The organism is Halorussus halobius, from assembly GCF_004765805.1.
Taxonomy (GTDB): domain Archaea; phylum Halobacteriota; class Halobacteria; order Halobacteriales; family Haladaptataceae; genus Halorussus; species Halorussus halobius.
In genome coordinates this window covers 753,107-768,718 of the sequence record NZ_ML219773.1, presented here as the reverse complement: position 1 = coordinate 768,718, position 15,612 = coordinate 753,107, and the positions used below count along the sequence as shown (strand labels likewise).

Sequence of the window (15,612 nt, the reverse complement as noted above, 5' to 3'; positions counted from 1 at the left end):
ACCTGCTGTCTTCGGTGTTCGGGTCCCGCGATTCCGCACCTTCTAAATACGGCGAGTCCCGAGTGTCAGGACGGAAACTCGCGTGACCGAACACACCATCCGTCGCGCGCGAGCGCGACGGTTCACCTCCCTGCTCGCGGCGACCGCGATGGGCGTCTACCTGCTGGTCATCGTGGGCGCGACCACCGCGCTCACCGACGCGGCGGCGGCGTGTCAGACGTGGCCCGCCTGCGACGGCCGGTGGCTCGTGCCCCTCGACGACCCGCGACTCGCGGTCGCGTGGGGCCATCGGGTCGCCGCGCTCGGGGTCGGTACGCTGCTCGTGGTCACGACCGCACTCGGCTGGCGCGTGGACGCCCGGCCGCGCGTCCGGGCCGCGCTCGCGGGCGCGACGATGCTCTACCCCGTGCAGGTCGGTCTCGGCGCGTTCGCGGCGACGACCGGCACGCCCGCGCTCCTGTCGTCGGTCCACCTCCTCGCGGGCATGGGCATCTTCGCCGGCGTCGTGCTCGCGCTGACGTGGACGCTCGAACCCGAGACGTTCGACGAACCGACCGGGACCCGCGACCCCGAGGAGATGCCCGACGCCGCCGGCCCCGTGCCCGAACTCGACGCCCCCGACGGCCTGCTGGCCCGCGCCAAGCGCACGGGGTTCGCCTACTTCCGGCTGATGAAGCCCCGGCTGATGTGGCTGCTCTGTCTGGTGGCCTCGGCCGCGATGGCGCTGGCGGCCGGCCCCGACGCCCTCCGGATCGAAACGGTCGTGTTGACCCTGACCGGCGGCGTCCTCTCCATCGGCGCGGCCGGCACCTTCAACCACGTCTTCGAGCGCGACGTCGACCGGAAGATGTCCCGGACCGCCGACCGCCCGGCCGCCACCGACCGGATTCCGGTGCGCAACGCGGTCGCGTTCGGCCTCCTGCTGGTCGCGCTCTCGCTGGCTGCGTTCCTCGCGGTCAACGTCCTGGCCGCCGTGCTGGGGCTGTTCGCCATCGTGTTCTACAGCGTGGTCTACACCCTGCTGCTCAAGCCCAACACGGTCCAGAACACGGTCGTCGGCGGGTTCGCCGGCGCGCTCCCCGCGCTCATCGGCGGGGCGGCCGTGACCGGGAAAATCGGCCTGCCGGCGGTGGTGCTGGCGGGCGTCATCTTCCTGTGGACGCCCGCGCACTTCTACAACCTCGCGCTGGCGTACAAGGACGACTACGCCCGGGGCGGCTTCCCGATGCTGCCCGTGGTCCGGGGCGAGGCGGTCACGCGCAAGCACGTCCTGCTGTATCTCGGGGCGACCCTGCTGGCGGCCGCCCTGCTGTCGGCGGTCACCACGCTCGGGTGGCTCTACGCCGGGACGAGCGTGGCGTTCGGCGCGGCGTTCCTCTGGACGGTCGTCCGACTCCACCGCGAGCGCACCGAGCAGGCGGCGTTCCGGGCGTTCCACGCCTCGAACGCCTACCTCGGCGCGCTGTTGGTCGCCGTCGTCGTCGACGCGCTCGCGCTCTGACCATGCCACGGACCATCGACTTCGACCCGACCCGACTCCGCCCGAGCCGCGACGTGCTGTTGTGGGCCGGGCTGCTGGTCAACACCGAGATACTCCTGACGTTCGCCTACCTCCTGCTCGCGGACGTGCGAGTCCAGGAGTGGCGGTTCCTCGTCTACCCGTTCGTCTGGCTCAACGTCTCGGTCTGGGCGCTGGCCCGCACCGACCCGACGCCCCGGAGCGGCCGGGACCGCTACCTCGGTCTTGGCGTCGCGGTCGGCTACTTCCTCGTGCTCGCGTACGCGGGCGGTCTCCTCATGCCCGCCGGCCACCACGCGACGGGGTGGCGGGTCTCGTGGCTCCCGCCGGGCTGGGGACCCGGACTGGTGTACGCCGGCGACCTGTTCCGGCTGTCGCTGCTGCCGTACAACGTCGTGGGCTACCTCACGCTGGCGTACCTCGTGTACGCGACCGTCCTCGACGCCGCCGGGTCGGCGCTGTCGGGAATCGTGGGACTGCTCTCGTGCGTGAGCTGTAGCTGGCCCGTGCTGGCCTCGCTGCTCACGGGCTTTGCGGGCGCGGGCACCGCCGTCGCCACCGCCGCGACCGAGTGGACCTACGCCCTCTCGACCGCGGTGTTCGTCCTCACGGTCGGGCTCCTCGTCTGGCGGCCGACCGTCGGGCGGTGAGCCGCGGCGGCCGACGAATCGCCGGCCGGCGGCCGACCCGCGGCCGATTAGCGCGCCGTGGGCGGATGGACCGCCGGACGGCGTCGAGGACCGTTCCGCCCTCGTGCGTTATTTTCGACGATAATCGAGAACAACTATAACTCCCCGGGACGCGAGGCCCGAATCGACCGTCTATGCCCCCCGCCGACGACTCGGCGCGGCGACTGGCGGCGATGCTGGCCTCGCGGGCCGACCACCACACGGTGACGACCGACCGGCTCGCGGGCACCGCCGAGGGCGTGGCCGACCTCGACCGCCCGCCCGTCGCCCACCTGGCGGACGGCGAGCGACCGGCGTTCTGCTTCGCGTGCCACGACGACGGGGTCTCGGTCGGCGACCCCGACGCCCCGGTCGCGCCCGAGCGCGGCGGCGCGTTCGTGTTCACCGACCGCCGGGTGTTGGTCCAGTTGGGGCTCGCGAGCGGCGACGAGACGCGGTCGGTCCCCTACGGCGCGCTCGACGCGGCGACGTTCGACCCCGGCGGGGACCGCCACCGGGTCGAGCTCCGGGTCGACGCGGCGACCTACCACCTCTGGATTCCCGGCGAGTTCGGCCGCGAGGACGTGGCCCGCGCGGTCGAACACGCGACGTTCCAGCGCAAGCGCGCGAGTCCCGACCGGCGCGCCGGCGGTCCGGACGGCGACGCCCCCGAGGCGAGCCCCGAAGACGATACCGACGCGGACGGCCCCCAGACCGTGCGCGAGCGACTGGAGCGGCTCGGCGACGCGAAGTCGCGGGGGCTCATCGACGGGGAGGAGTTCCAGCGTCGGAAGGAGGCGTTGCTCGACGAGCACTCCGAGGAGTGAACTGCAGCCGGTTACCCGTCGAACCGGTAGTCGCTGCGGTCGGCCGCCCCGCCGACGTAGTCCAGCAGCCAGTTCCACTTCTGGGGGACGCTGTACTCGTCGGGCGCGTCGGCGAGCTTGGCGACCAGAAACGACGGGCTCCAGTCCGGGGCGTCGCCGGCCGCGCGGGCGCTCGCGACCGTCTCGGCCACGCGCTCGGCCTCGGGCTCCGAACAGCCGAGTTCGGCCTGTAGCCCCGCCTCGACCGCCGCACGGAAGTCGTCGGTCTCCTGACCCATACCCGGCGGGTGGGTCCTGCGACGGAAATAGCTACCGCCCGGAGAGGCGTTCCCACTCGCTCGCGGGCCGTCTCCCCGTCGACGAGCGGCAGTTTCTCGGGCTGCTCGGTCGAGTGCGGTTCCCCGTTCGACCGCGCCAGACCCGAACCGAACCCCTTACGGCCGAACCGCCACAACCCCCGAGCATGACCGACGTGCTGGTGGCCGAGAACCTCCGGAAGACCTACGGCGACACCGCCGCGCTGTCGGGCGTCTCGCTGTCGGTCGACGCCGGCGAGGTGTTCGCGCTCGTGGGACCGAACGGCGCGGGCAAGACCACGCTGGTCCGCGCGCTCACGGGGACGACCGAACCGGACTCGGGGTCGGTGTCGGTGTTCGGCACCGACCCCGAGTCGGCCGACCGACAGCGGCTCGGCCTGCTCCCCCAGTCGTTTTCCCCGCCGGCCCGGCTGACGCCCCGGGAACTGGTGGCCTACTACGCCGGGCTGTACGCCGAATCGCGGGACCCCGACGGGATTCTGTCGGAGGTGGGCCTCGCGCCCGACGACCGAACGCACTACGAGAACCTCTCGGGCGGCCAGCAGCGTCGGACCTGCGTGGGGACCGCGCTGGTCAACGACCCCGACCTCCTGTTTCTGGACGAGCCGACCACGGGCGTCGACCCGGCGGGCCGGCGCGCGCTTTGGCGGCTCGTCGAAAGTCTGGCCGACCGGGGCACGACGGTCGTGCTGACCACCCACTACATGGCCGAGGCCGAGCGGCTCGCCGACCGGGTGGGGCTGCTCGCGGACGGCGAGCTCGCGGCAGTGGGCTCGCCCGCCGACCTCGTGGCCGAGTACGGCGGCCCGACCCGACTGGTGGTCGGGACCGCCGAAGGGACGGAAGTCGCCGCGAGCGCGTCCGCAGGCGTGGACGCGCTCGCGGACGTCGGCTTCGAGGTCGAGACGACCGACGAGGGACTCGTGGTCCGCGACGTCGCTCCGGAGGACATCGGGCGCGTGGTCGGCGCGCTCGACGACCGGGGCGTCGAGTACGACGCGCTGACGTGGGCCGAGCCCGACCTCGAAGACGTCTTCCTCCGCGTGACCGGCCGCGCGGTGGCCGGCCGGTCGGAGTCGGCCGGGGAGGGCGTCGCGACCGGGACCGCCGGGGGCCGCGACGGGGCCGCCGTCGCGGAGGGCGAGCCATGAGCGTCGCGAGCGTCGGCCGCGTCCGCGCGGAGGCGACGGCGGCGTGGCACGCGTTCGTCCGACGGCGGACCGCGGTGTTCTTCACGTTCTTCTTCCCGGTCATCCTCATCCTCATCTTCGCGGTGCTGGTCGGGACCAACCCGGCCGGCGGCGGGCTGTTCGCCGAGCCGCCGGGCTACTACCTGCCCGGCTATCTGGCGGTGGTCGTGCTGTTCACGCCGCTGTCGCGGGTCGGGTCGACGGTCGCCCGGTACCGCGAGGGCAACCGGTTCGAGAAGCTGGCGACCACGCCGCTCACGCGGGCCGAGTGGCTGCTGGCCCACACGCTGGTCAACGTCGCCATCATCGGCATCGCGAGCCTGCTCATCCTCGGGCTGATGGCGCTGGTGACCGGCACCGCGAGCCTCGCGCTCGGCCCCACGAATCTCCTGTTGGCGGCCGCCTTCGTCGCGGTCGCGGTCTCGCTGTTTTGCGGGTTCGGCGCGGTGCTGGGCGGGCTCGCGGGCTCGCGGGACGGCGTCATCGCCGCGAGCAACACCATCGCGCTCCCGCTGCTGTTCCTCTCGGAGACGTTCGTGACCCCCGACCTGCTGCCGGCGTGGTTCCGGCCCGCCGTGAACCTCTCGCCGCTGACCTACTTCGCGCGCGGCGTCCGGGACCTGACCTACGCCGGCGCGCCCTTCGGCGACGACCTGCTCGTGTTGGCGGCGCTCGCGGTCGCCTTCTTCGCGGCCGGGACGGTCACGATTCCCCGGACCGACTGAGCGAGTCGGGCGGCGGCGTCCTTCGGCGGCGAGAACTCAGTCCCGTCTGCCGAGGATGTCGTAGGTGACCTCCTCGTCGCGGATGCTGTCGCTGCCCTCGTCGTCCGGCTCCCTGCCCCGGTCCTCGACGTCGACGCCTTTCAGCCGAAGCGCCTCGACGGCTCGGTCGGCGTCCTCCTCGGTGAGCGCCTCGATTTTGAGGGTGTGGTCCTCGCTCCCGACGAGCGCGCCGAGGTCGAAGCGCGAACGCCCGCCGTCGGAGTCGTCGTATTCGACGGTGAGGGTGCGGCCCTCGCGCCGGGCGGTCTCGACGCGCTCCAGCGAGAGTCGGTTGGTCCGTCCGAGCCGCCACGCGACGACGAGGACGGCGAGCGCGGTCACGGCGACCTTGAACCACTGTATCCCGTCCGCGGCGCTCGGGCCGACCAGCGCTTCGAGCGCGGGCACCACGTTACCGAGCCACGTCGCGGTGCCCACGAACGAGAACAGGTAGAGCACCTTCCGCGCGCCGTCGGCGCGCTTCCACCGCTCGTGGTACACCGACCGAACGAAGCCGACGACCGACCCTCGGGTCCGGAGGGAGCCGTCGGCGACCCACGCCCGGCCGCGCTCGGTCCGGAACGACCACGAGTCGTCCATCGTTTCAATGTCCGTATCTTTCGGTTTAGTTCGACCGATTTCGCGCTCCCGAACCGGCGCGCTCGTGTCCCGCGAGGCTGGGCGGGACGAGACCCGCCGTCGCGGTGCGGTCGCTGTGCGGTGGCGTGCGGACGCGGTTCTCACGGGTCTCGGCGATAGTTAGCTTCGGTACAGCCGCTCCGTGCCCGAATACAGTCCCGGCCCTCGCGAACAACCGCCGGCTAGCGACTGCTTGCACCGGGAAACCGGGCCGGTTCTCCCCCACCTACCGCCGGCCGACCAGCAGCACCGCCGACGCCGCCATGTACTCCTCGACGCCGTAGACGTGATTGAGCATGAGGTAGGTCACGATGCCGAGCGCGAGGCTGAGCGCCCACGCGCCCGCCGCCCAGCGTCCGACGCGGGCGTGGACGGTGTCGCGGAGTTCGGCCGGGGTGTGAGAGAGGCCGAGCACGACCGCGTGGAGGACCACGGGGACGGCGACCACCGAGAGGACGATGTGGACCGCCAGCATCGCGAGGTAGGCGTAGTACACCGCCCCGGACGCTGCGATGGCCTTCTCGCCGCCGCCGCCGACCTTCACGAGGTAGAGCGCGAGGAAAGCGAGGATGAGCGCGAACGCGGTCAGCATGGCCGCGCGGTGCTTGCGGACCTCGCCCCGGCGAATCCAGCGCCACCCGAGCAACAGCGCCGCGAGCGCGACCGTGTTGACGACCGCGATGGCGTGACTCAGCAGGTCCACGGTCGCGCGTTCGATTTCGGGGTAGGGAAACAGTCCGGCGAACGTCCCGAGCACGAGCACGTAGCCCAGCACCGAGAGGACCGCCGTCGCGGCGCGTGGATTGTCCTTGATTCGGCGCTTCGGTGTCGTCGTGGCCATGGTCGGGCGTTGGGACTATCGGCCCAAGTGTGTTCCTGTCCGGGGCCCGGGCGGTCAGAACTGCGTGCGAGCGTCGGTCGTCGAAGCGAGCACCGCGGCGTCAGGCCGAACGCGAAAGCCGTCGAAAAGCAGGCGGGCTGGCCGGCTCACAGGAACGCGAACTGCGTGTCCCTGCGCTTGACGCGGCCGTTCTTGACGTCCGTGGCTGTGCGACCGGTTCGAATCTGGGATGCGACGTACATCGGGAATCCACGCTATGCGTGCAGTTGGTGTGAAGCTTCTCCGGGGATGACACGCACACTCACGGAAACGGGTCCCACGATGGGTCGTCGGCTGCTCCCGTTCGAGAGGCGAGCGGTAGCTGTCGCACGCTCGCCCGTGTTCCGGCGGATTCACCGCCACAGCGACCGTCCGACTGGCCCCGCCCGTTCCGAGACCGGGAACCGCGCACCGCGGACCGGAGCCCAACGCTCGGCTCGCCCGCACCCACACCAACCACGCTTTCACGAAACCAAATGAACTTTAAGCAGCATTTCCGTAAACGTGAAACCCGAATGGACGGAAGACGTACGTATGAGCGCAGAACAGGAGTCCGAATCCATCCGCTGTCTGGTCGCCAAGGTCGGGCTGGACGGCCACGACCGAGGCGCACACGTCATCGCGCGGGCGTTCCGGGACGCCGGCTTCGAGGTCATCTACTCCGGACTGCACAACGCGCCCGACGAAATCGTGCAGGCGGCGGTCCAGGAGGACGTGAACGTCCTCGGCATCTCCATCCTCTCGGGCGCGCACAACACGCTCGTCCCCAAGATTATCGACGGACTGAAAGAGTACGACGCGTTCGAGGACACGCTGATACTCGTGGGCGGCGTGGTGCCCGACGAGGACGAGGCCGAACTCAAGGAGATGGGGGTCGCTGAGGTGTTCGGACCCGGCACGCCGTTAGAGGAGACCATCGAATTCGTCCGCGAGAACGCGCCCCAGCGATGAACGCCGAGACCGACGGGACCGAACTGGTCGAGCAGCTACTCGCGGGCAAGCACCGCGCGCTCGCCCGGGTCATCACCCGCATCGAGAATCGCGCGCCGGGCTATCGGGACCTCGTCTCCCGCCTCCACCGTCACACCGGCGACGCCGAAGTGGTCGGCATCACGGGCAGCCCCGGCGCGGGCAAGTCCACGCTGGTCGACAAACTCGCGAACTACTACCGCGAGCAGGGCGAGACGGTCGGGGTCATCGCGGTCGACCCCTCCTCGCCGTTCACCGGCGGCGCGGTCCTGGGCGACCGCATCCGGATGGCGAGCAACGTCGGCGACATGGACGTGTTCTTCCGGTCGATGTCGGCGCGCGGGACCCTCGGCGGCCTCTCGACTGCGACCACGGACGCGGTCAAGGCCCTCGACGCGTTCGGCAAGGACAAGATACTCATCGAGACCGTGGGTGCGGGCCAGAACGAGATCGACGTCGTGAAGTCGGCCGACACTGTCGCGGTGCTGGTGCCGCCGGGCAGCGGCGACGACGTCCAGATGCTCAAGGCGGGCATCCTCGAAATCGCCGACGTGTTCGTGGTCAACAAGGCCGACCTCGACGGCGCGGACCGCACCGTCCAGGAGCTCCGCGAGATGGTCCACATGCAGGAGGACAACACCGCGACGCTGGCGACGGGCCACCACGGCGCGAGCGCGGTCGCGACCGAGTCCGAGGGGAGCGACGACGCGACCGGCGGGAACGACGACGCGGGCGACTGGGACCCCGAAATCGTCGAGACCGTCGCCAAGGACGGCACCGGTGTCGCGGAACTGGTCGAGACGCTCGCGAACCACCGGGCCCACCTGGAGGCGACGGGCCGACTCGCCGAGAAGGCCCGGATGCGCTACGCCGAGGAGATCCGCAATTTGCTCCGGGACGACGTGGGTCGGCTGCTGGAGGACGAGATAGAGCGCCGCGGCGGGATGGAGGAACTGGTCGGGGACGTGGTCGCGCGCGAGACCGACCCCTATTCGGTGGCCGACGAGGTCATCGAACCGCTGGCGGAGTGTCTGGAGGAGTGAGCCCGCCGCGATTCGGGAGTGCGGAAGGGGGAAATTTATGCAAAAGAAGTAATTATTCCTGAGAAGTAATGTGTTCCGGAGAAGTCGTCGCGTGGGGCGTCCTCGGTCTGGTCTTCGGACCGCCGATGGCCAAGTGGCCGTACAAGCTGGCGCGGTGGCAGGAGATGTGGGACGCAATCGGTCGAAAGCCCAGCGGCCGGGTCGAGCCGGCGGGCTGGAACGTCGCGCTCACGCGGGCCATCGGCATCGCCCTGTCGGTCGTCGGCGTCGGATTCCTCGTCTCGTGCGTGGGATTGCAGATGCTCGTCTCGGGGTGACTCCGGGTTCGCCGGACCGGTCGTGCGAGCGCCGGGGCTGTCGGGAGTGACTGGTGCCGTTCGGCCCGGAGATAGCTGTGCTCCGAGTCCGACACCGGCGGTGATGGTCGGTCGAACCGAACTACTGCCGAGGCCACCGAGAGACCGCACGGCACCGCGGCCGCTACCATCACATCGCACTATACCCGCCACACCACGACCGCACAGCGTCCGCACCTGCGACGGCGACTCCACACCCGTCCAACCGCCCGCGAGCCCCGGTCGTCACTCCCCCACGTCGCTGCTCGTCGGACTCGCGGCCGATGTGTGCGAGCGAACCGCTGTCCGGACTCGAAACGCGAATCGAAAACTCGAACGCCGTTCAGATGTCGCTCTCGAAGTCGTCGAGCGCGTAGGCGGGTTCGGCACCCCGCCGGTCGAGCGTCTCGTTGGCCAGCAGCCAGTAGACGACCGACAGCGCCTTGCGGCCCTTGTTGTTCGTCGGGACCACGAGGTCGACGTTGCTGGTGTTGTTGTTGGAGTCGCACATCGCGATGACCGGAATGCCCACCGTGATGGCCTCCTTGACGGCCTGGGCGTCGCCGATGGGGTCGGTCACCACGAGGACGTCCGGCTCGATGTAGCCGTCGTACTTGGGGTTGGTCAGCGTTCCGGGGATGAACCGGCCGGTCCGGGCGCGCGCGCCCACGGCGTCCGCGAACTTCTCGGCCGGGAACCGGCCGTACTGGCGCGAGGAGGTGACGAGTATCTGCTCGGGCGCGTAGTTCGACAGGAAGTCGGCGGCGGTCCGGATGCGTCCGTCGGTCTTCGAGACGTCGAGGACGTACAGCCCGTCGGTCCGGACGCGGTGGATGAACCGGTCCATGTCCTGGGTCTTCTGCTGGGTCCCGATGTGGACGCCAGCGCCGAGGTAGTCCTCGACCGGGATGAGGAGGTCGGCCTCCTCCTGGTCGTCCATCACGTCCTCGTCGAGGCTCGGTCCGGCGTTTTCGGCTGCCTCGGCGGCGGCGGCCGCGTCGGCGGTCGTTTCGTCGTCGTCGGCCTGCGCCGCCACGTCGTCGCCGGTGTCGACCGACGGCTCCGCACCGGATTCGTCCTCGGGGTCGAGGTCGGTCTCCGATTCGGCGGCTTCGAGGCCTTCGTCTTCTACCTGTTCGCTGTCGTTCTCGCTCATGGTGTGGAAACGTTCTGCTCGATGCGAATGAGTTCGTTCAGCTTCGCGGTTCGCTCGCCGCCGACCGCGCCCGTCTTGATGTACGGGGCGGCGGTCGCCACGGCGAGGTGTGCGATAGTGGTGTCCTCGGTCTCCCCGCTTCGGTGGGAGATGACCGGGTCGTATCCGTTCTCGACCGCGAGTTCCACGGCGTCGACGGCGTCCGAGAGCGTGCCGATCTGGTTGGGCTTGACCAGGATGCTGTTGGCGGCACCCTGCTCGATGCCCGCCTCCAGTCGCTCGACGTTGGTGACGAACAGGTCGTCGCCACAGACCAGCGTCCGGTCGCCGACCCGCTCGGTGAGTTCGGCGAAGCCCTCGTAGTCGTCCTCGTCGAGCGGGTCCTCGACGTACGCGAGGTCGTATTCCTCGACCAGGTCGGCGATGTACTCTATCTGCTCGTCGGTGTCGCGGGTCGCGTCCCGGTAGACGTACGCCTCGGCCTCCTCGTCGTACAGTTCGGCGGCCGCGACGTCGAGGCCGAACCGTATCTCGAAGCCGAGTTCGTCGGCCACCGCGTCGGTGGCCTCGTCGACGACCTCGAAGGCCGTCTCGTCGTCTATCGACGGTGCCCACGCGCCCTCGTCGCCCTTGCCGGCGGCGATTCCGCGCTCGTCAAGCAGGTCCCGCACCTCGCGGTGGACCGCCGCGTTGGCGAACACCGCGTCCTGGACGCCGGGCGCGCCCACGGGCGCGGCGAGGAACTCCTGTATCGCGGTCGCGTCGGCGGCGTGCTCGCCGCCGCCGACCACGTTGCCCAGCGGCGTCGGGAACTGTTCGCCCCGGAACGCGCCCCCCAGATGCTGGTAGAGTGGCGCGCCGGTGACGTCGGCGGCGGCCTTCGCGGCGGCCATGCTGATTGCGACGGCGCTGTTCGCGCCGATTTCCGAGAAGTTCTCCGTGCCGTCGGCGGCCCGGAGCGTCCGGTCGACGTCCCGCTGGTCGCCGACGAACACCCGACCTTCGAGTCGGGGGACGGCGTGCTCGCGGGCGGCGGCGATGGCCTCGCTGGGGTCGCGCTCGACCGCCTCGTACTCGCCAGTCGAGGCACCGCTCGGCGCGGCCGCACGGCCGAACCCGCCGCTCTCGGTCCGCACGTCCGCTTCGACGGTCCGGTTGCCGCGGGAGTCGAGCACCTGCCGGAGTCGGACCTCGCTGACGAGCGTCATGCCTACTGGTCACCCCGGCGCACGGTGAACGGCAACACGCCGGCGTCGTACTCCTCGGCCGCGATGAGGATGGGCTCTATCTCGTCGGTGTCGGTCAGCACGGGCGCGCCGTACGACACCTGCAGCGCTCGCGCGCCGATGATGCGGGCCTTCTCGTACCGCGAGTAGGTCTGTTTCTGGGACATCACTGGTAGGGTGCCACGACATCGACGAGGTCCTTGTGCGAGACGAGCATGCGGCGACAGCACTGTCGCTCGACGCCGAGTTCGTCGAGCACCTTCTCGGGGTCCTCGTCGCCCTCCTCGTTGGCGGCTCGCGCCTTGTACTCCTCCCAGTACTCCCCGACGACCTTGCCACAGGTGAAACACCTGACTGGTACCATCATGGGTTATCGGGCCTCCGTTCGGGACCGCGGGTTTCCTGTCATCTGTATCACCGATAGGACTTCTGGTAGCGCGCCCGAGCGCCGGGGCCGCCCCACTTCTTGGGCTCGGAGCGCCGCGAGTCGTTGACCAGCAGCGAGCGGTCGAACTCCACGAACGCGTCGCGGAGTTCGGCGTCGTTGGTGTACTCGACCAGCCCGCGAGCGATGGCGGTGCGGACCGCGTCGGCCTGCCCGCTGATGCCGCCGCCCTCGACCGCGATGTCGACGTCGACGTCGTCGCGGTACTCGTCGCCCGCGATGCGGAACGGCTCCAGCATCTTCAGCTGGGCCGTCTCGGGTTCGACCAGCTCGACCGGCTGGGAGTTGATTCGGACCCGGCCCTCGCCGTCGGTGACGGTGGCGCGGGCGATGGCCGTCTTCTTCTTGCCGCTCGTGTTGGTTACCATGTGACGTTAGCACCCAGATTTTCGCTGACTTCGCCCAGCTGGACGAAGCGGATGTTCGAGAGCCTGTCCAGCGACGTGCCGTCGAGGACCTCCGCCTCGGCGTCGTCGTACGGGTCGCCCACGTACACGCGGACGTTCTCGAACGCCTCGCGGCCCCGGTCCTGCTTGTACGGGAGCATGCCGCGAATCGAGCGCTTGAATATCATGTCCGGGCGCTTGGGGTAGTACGGTCCCCGGTCCGAACCGAGGTCGGCCCGCTTACGGTAGGTCTCCATCACGTCGTCTTCGTCGCCGGTGATGACCGACCGCTCGGCGTTGACCACCGCGACGCGCTCGCCGTCGAGCGCGCGCTCGGCGACCTGACTCGCCACGCGACCGAGGATGCAGTCGCGGGCGTCGACGACGACGTCGGCGTCGAACTCGGCGAGACTCATCGAATCACCCGCACGTTCGAGCCGGTTCGGTTGCGTTCGAGTGCCTGTTCGAGTTCGAGAGCCTCACCGTCTGCCTGCTCGATCTTGGTCTCCGCGGTGGACGAGAAGTCCACGGCGGCGACCGTGACGGTCTTCTGTATGGCACCGCTTCCGAGAACCTTGCCCGGCACGATGACGGTCTCGTCCTCCTCGGCGTACCGCTCGATGCGGCCGAGGTTGACCTCCGCGTGCGTGCTGCGAGGCTTCTCGAGGCGGTCCGCGACAGTACTCCACACGTCGGCGTCCGAATCGCGGGACACCGACTTGAGATCGGCGATGAGACTGGTGAGCCTCGGATTCGTCTTGCTCATACTACTTCCTCCTGATTGGAACGAGAATTGCAGTGCAGGGAGCAGGATTTGAACCTGCGGACTCCTACGAGACAGCGCCCTGAACGCTGCGCCGTTGGCCTGACTTGGCTATCCCTGCACGTAGAACACACGTGCAGCCCGTCGCGGGCAACAGTGTGTAGCGGGTGGCCCTTCAAACCACTTTCGGTATAACTGCCGGCCCCGGTCGGGTCGGGCGACCCGACGGGAGGGGCGGACGTCGCGACCGAGGTGTGGTTCGAGGGACCCTGCATGGTTTACAACTGTACTGCCTGTTCGAGTTCGTCGGCCCGCGAGCCGATGGTGTCGGCCGCCGCCGTCACGATCTCGTCGATGGTCAGCGACCCGTCGGTCTCGACGTGGAACACGAAGGCGTTGGGCACGTCGTGAACCTCGACCTCCTTGCCGGGGTAGCGCTGGGTGAGGTCGTGGTCGAACGTCTCGGTGGGGACCAACTCGCCGTCTTCTTCGATCACGCCACGAAGGATGTTGGTCTCCTCGGCGTCGCCGTACTCGTCGCGGTCGCCGACGACCTCCACGCGCTGGAGGTGCCGGTAGCCGACGGCCACGCCGCCCTGATGTTTGGCGTGGTCCTTCCCGGTCGAGAGGACGGCGTCGGCTTCGAGTTCGAGCCGCTGGTCGTCCTTGAGTTCGATTATCGGGACGTTGTCGTCGGCGGGCTCGACCATCTCGTCGGCGCTCACGAGGTCGCCCGAGTAGGCGGTGGCCGGCCCCGACACGTCGAGGCTGAGCGTCACGGTGTCGCCCTCCTCGAACTCCCCGAGCGGCGTCGACAGCGGCACGAGACCGAGCCGCAGCGCGAGCTGCTCGTCGAACATCACCGACGAGTTCTCCACGAACCGGACCGTGTCGATGGACAGCGTCGGCACGTCGGCGACGATGGCTCGACGGATGCCGTTGGCGAACGCCGGCGTCGCGCCGCGAACGAGGAACCGGGCCTCCCGGTCACCGCGCTCGACGAACTCGACCTCGTACTGTTCTGTCATGGGTTAGAATCCACTCTTGCCCTTGGGGGCTCGGGTGCCGTCGTGCGGAATCGGGGTCACGTCCTCGATGCGACCGATTTCGAGTCCCGCGCGAGCCAGCGCCCGGATGGTCGCCTGCGCGCCCGGACCGGGGTTCTGCTGGAGGTTCCCGCCGGGACCGCGAACGTTGACGTGGACGCCCTCGATGCCGGCGGCCTTGACCTCCTCGGCCACCGTCTCGGCCATCTGCATCGCGGCGTACGGCGAGGACTCGTCGCGGTTCTGCTTGACGACGGTCCCGCCCGAGGACTTGGCGATGGTTTCGGCACCGGTCAGGTCGGTGACCGTGATGATGGTGTTGTTGAACGATGCGTGTACGTGGGCGACGCCCCACTTGTCGTCGTCGGTTGCGCTCATTCGTTAGCCTCCGCTCGTTCGGGGTGCAGTTCGTCCGCGAGGGGACTGTGCTCGTCGAACTGGACCGTGCTCTGCTCGGCCACCTCGACCTTGTACGAGGGCGCCTGCACGCGGCGACCGTCCACGACGACGTGGCCGTGGGTGACGAACTGCCGCGCCTGGTCGGGCGTGTTGGCCAGACCCTTGCGGTAGGCGACCGTCTGGAGACGGCGCTCGAGCACGTCGGTCACGTCGAGCAACAGCACGTCGCCGAGTTCGTCGCCCTCGTCCAGCACGCCGATGCGCTGGAGGTGGGCGACGAACTCCGCGGACTCGACCGCGTCGTCGGCGGCCGTGCCCTGGGCCTGCTCGGCGAGGATGTCACGCGCCTCGCGGCGGTAGCCCCGCAGTTCGCTCTGGGCGCGCCACAGCTCCTCCTTGTTCTGGAGGCCGTAGCGGTCGACGAGGCTCGACTCCTCGGAGATGCGTTCGCCCTGGAAGGGGTGGTTCGGCGTCTCGTAACCTTTGGTGTTGTCGCCGAGCGCCATTATTCCTCACCGCCCTCCTCTTCGGCGGCCTCCTCGGCCGCCTGCTCCTCTTTGATCTCCTCGACGTTGACGCCGATGGTGCCCTCGGTGCGGCCCGTCGACCGGGTCCGCTGACCGCGCACCTTCTGGCCGCGCTTGTGACGCACGCCCTTGTAGGAGTCTATCATCTTCATCCGGTTGATGTCCTGTCGACGGGTCATGTCGAGGTCGTTGCCCGTCTCGTGGGTCGTCTCGCCGGAGAAGTAGTCGTTGCGGTGGTTAGCGAGCCATTCGGGGACCGTGTCGGCGAAGCTCTGGACCGCGTCGACGACCTCGTCGATCTGGTCGTCGTCGAGCCGGCCGAACGTCGCCGTCCGGTCCACGTCGGTCTCGTCGGCGACGATGCGCGCCGCTCGTCGACCGATTCCGTTCAGTTCGGTCAAGGACCGTTCGACCGACTTCGTCCCGTCGAGGTCCGTCTGCCCGACGCGGACGAAGTAGCGAAGGTCCTCGTCTTCCTCCTGTTGTTCTTCCGTACTCATGGTTGGGTACTGA

General features: G+C 69.5%; 22 protein-coding genes and 1 tRNA gene. 8 read left to right on the top strand and 15 right to left on the bottom strand.

The features are described 5' to 3' along the window. The first annotated feature begins 148 nt into the window (after positions 1 to 148). From cyoE to EPL03_RS03870, 3 genes are all read left to right on the top strand, one after another. The gene (gene cyoE / locus EPL03_RS03880; protein ID WP_244605211.1) at positions 149 to 1,501 is read left to right on the top strand and encodes a heme o synthase; all 1,353 of its coding nucleotides are present in this window, start codon (positions 149 to 151) and stop codon (positions 1,499 to 1,501) included. Between the two features lie 2 nt (positions 1,502 to 1,503). Beyond that, complete coding sequence (locus tag EPL03_RS03875) at positions 1,504 to 2,169, top strand: DUF7546 family protein (protein WP_135828012.1); 666 nt, start codon at positions 1,504 to 1,506, stop codon at positions 2,167 to 2,169. 173 nt (positions 2,170 to 2,342) lie between these two features. Beyond that, positions 2,343 to 3,014, top strand: coding sequence for an SHOCT domain-containing protein (locus tag EPL03_RS03870; protein ID WP_135828011.1), 672 nt, complete (start codon positions 2,343 to 2,345; stop codon positions 3,012 to 3,014). Positions 3,015 to 3,025: 11 nt separating this feature from the next. Here the strand turns inward: EPL03_RS03870 and EPL03_RS03865 are convergent, their stop codons facing one another. Beyond that, positions 3,026 to 3,292, bottom strand: a complete 267-nt coding sequence (locus EPL03_RS03865; protein ID WP_135828010.1) for a hypothetical protein — start codon at positions 3,290 to 3,292, stop codon at positions 3,026 to 3,028. Positions 3,293 to 3,477: 185 nt separating this feature from the next. Here EPL03_RS03865 and EPL03_RS03860 point away from each other — a divergent pair, with 185 nt between their 5' ends. Continuing rightward, positions 3,478 to 4,482: an ABC transporter ATP-binding protein gene (locus EPL03_RS03860; RefSeq protein WP_135828009.1), complete on the top strand. Its 1,005-nt coding sequence runs from the start codon at positions 3,478 to 3,480 to the stop codon at positions 4,480 to 4,482. After that, positions 4,479 to 5,246, top strand: a complete 768-nt coding sequence (locus EPL03_RS03855; protein ID WP_135828008.1) for an ABC transporter permease — start codon at positions 4,479 to 4,481, stop codon at positions 5,244 to 5,246. Before EPL03_RS03860 ends, EPL03_RS03855 begins: the two co-directional genes overlap by 4 nt. A 36-nt stretch (positions 5,247 to 5,282) precedes the next feature. Here the strand turns inward: EPL03_RS03855 and EPL03_RS03850 are convergent, their stop codons facing one another. Continuing rightward, the gene (locus EPL03_RS03850; RefSeq protein ID WP_135828007.1) at positions 5,283 to 5,885 is read right to left on the bottom strand and encodes a hypothetical protein; all 603 of its coding nucleotides are present in this window, start codon (positions 5,883 to 5,885) and stop codon (positions 5,283 to 5,285) included. A gap of 265 nt (positions 5,886 to 6,150) precedes the next feature. Further along, on the bottom strand, positions 6,151 to 6,765 hold the full coding sequence (locus EPL03_RS03845) for a DUF420 domain-containing protein (protein ID WP_135828006.1): 615 nt from the start codon (positions 6,763 to 6,765) through the stop codon (positions 6,151 to 6,153). Between the two features lie 573 nt (positions 6,766 to 7,338). Here EPL03_RS03845 and EPL03_RS03840 point away from each other — a divergent pair. The 3 genes from EPL03_RS03840 (at position 7,339) to EPL03_RS03830 (ending at position 9,133) form a co-directional block, all read left to right on the top strand. After that, complete coding sequence (locus tag EPL03_RS03840) at positions 7,339 to 7,755, top strand: cobalamin B12-binding domain-containing protein (protein WP_135828005.1); 417 nt, start codon at positions 7,339 to 7,341, stop codon at positions 7,753 to 7,755. Next, the gene (gene meaB, locus EPL03_RS03835; protein ID WP_135828004.1) at positions 7,752 to 8,816 is read left to right on the top strand and encodes a methylmalonyl Co-A mutase-associated GTPase MeaB; all 1,065 of its coding nucleotides are present in this window, start codon (positions 7,752 to 7,754) and stop codon (positions 8,814 to 8,816) included. The genes EPL03_RS03840 and meaB overlap by 4 nt, the downstream gene beginning before the upstream one ends. A gap of 68 nt (positions 8,817 to 8,884) precedes the next feature. Beyond that, positions 8,885 to 9,133 (top strand): hypothetical protein, encoded by a 249-nt coding sequence (locus tag EPL03_RS03830; protein WP_244605192.1) that lies wholly within the window; start codon positions 8,885 to 8,887, stop codon positions 9,131 to 9,133. 361 nt (positions 9,134 to 9,494) lie between these two features. On the opposite strand, the gene rpsB is transcribed toward EPL03_RS03830, so the two are convergent. From rpsB to EPL03_RS03770, 12 genes are all read right to left on the bottom strand, one after another. After that, a complete protein-coding gene (rpsB, locus tag EPL03_RS03825; RefSeq protein ID WP_135828003.1) occupies positions 9,495 to 10,307 on the bottom strand; it encodes a 30S ribosomal protein S2 in 813 nt (270 codons plus the stop codon). Continuing rightward, positions 10,304 to 11,515: a phosphopyruvate hydratase gene (eno, locus tag EPL03_RS03820; protein ID WP_135828002.1), complete on the bottom strand. Its 1,212-nt coding sequence runs from the start codon at positions 11,513 to 11,515 to the stop codon at positions 10,304 to 10,306. The genes rpsB and eno overlap by 4 nt, the downstream gene beginning before the upstream one ends. A gap of 2 nt (positions 11,516 to 11,517) precedes the next feature. After that, positions 11,518 to 11,700 (bottom strand): DNA-directed RNA polymerase subunit K, encoded by a 183-nt coding sequence (locus EPL03_RS03815; protein ID WP_135828001.1) that lies wholly within the window; start codon positions 11,698 to 11,700, stop codon positions 11,518 to 11,520. Beyond that, a complete protein-coding gene (locus EPL03_RS03810) occupies positions 11,700 to 11,900 on the bottom strand; it encodes a DNA-directed RNA polymerase subunit N (RefSeq protein ID WP_135828000.1) in 201 nt (66 codons plus the stop codon). The genes EPL03_RS03815 and EPL03_RS03810 overlap by 1 nt, the downstream gene beginning before the upstream one ends. A 47-nt stretch (positions 11,901 to 11,947) precedes the next feature. Then, on the bottom strand, positions 11,948 to 12,346 hold the full coding sequence (locus EPL03_RS03805) for a 30S ribosomal protein S9 (RefSeq protein WP_135827999.1): 399 nt from the start codon (positions 12,344 to 12,346) through the stop codon (positions 11,948 to 11,950). Then, a complete protein-coding gene (locus tag EPL03_RS03800; RefSeq protein ID WP_135827998.1) occupies positions 12,340 to 12,780 on the bottom strand; it encodes a 50S ribosomal protein L13 in 441 nt (146 codons plus the stop codon). The genes EPL03_RS03805 and EPL03_RS03800 overlap by 7 nt, the downstream gene beginning before the upstream one ends. Beyond that, entirely contained in the window at positions 12,777 to 13,130 is a 354-nt protein-coding gene (locus tag EPL03_RS03795; RefSeq protein ID WP_135827997.1) for a 50S ribosomal protein L18e, read from the bottom strand. The genes EPL03_RS03800 and EPL03_RS03795 overlap by 4 nt, the downstream gene beginning before the upstream one ends. A gap of 33 nt (positions 13,131 to 13,163) precedes the next feature. Beyond that, positions 13,164 to 13,248, bottom strand: a tRNA-Leu gene (locus EPL03_RS03790). 157 nt (positions 13,249 to 13,405) lie between these two features. Then, positions 13,406 to 14,155: a DNA-directed RNA polymerase subunit D gene (locus EPL03_RS03785; RefSeq protein ID WP_135827996.1), complete on the bottom strand. Its 750-nt coding sequence runs from the start codon at positions 14,153 to 14,155 to the stop codon at positions 13,406 to 13,408. Positions 14,156 to 14,158: 3 nt separating this feature from the next. Beyond that, positions 14,159 to 14,551, bottom strand: a complete 393-nt coding sequence (locus tag EPL03_RS03780) for a 30S ribosomal protein S11 (RefSeq protein ID WP_135827995.1) — start codon at positions 14,549 to 14,551, stop codon at positions 14,159 to 14,161. Next, a complete protein-coding gene (locus EPL03_RS03775) occupies positions 14,548 to 15,078 on the bottom strand; it encodes a 30S ribosomal protein S4 (RefSeq protein WP_135827994.1) in 531 nt (176 codons plus the stop codon). The genes EPL03_RS03780 and EPL03_RS03775 overlap by 4 nt, the downstream gene beginning before the upstream one ends. After that, entirely contained in the window at positions 15,078 to 15,599 is a 522-nt protein-coding gene (locus EPL03_RS03770; protein ID WP_135827993.1) for a 30S ribosomal protein S13, read from the bottom strand. Before EPL03_RS03770 ends, EPL03_RS03775 begins: the two co-directional genes overlap by 1 nt. Between the last annotated feature and the right edge of the window lie 13 nt (positions 15,600 to 15,612).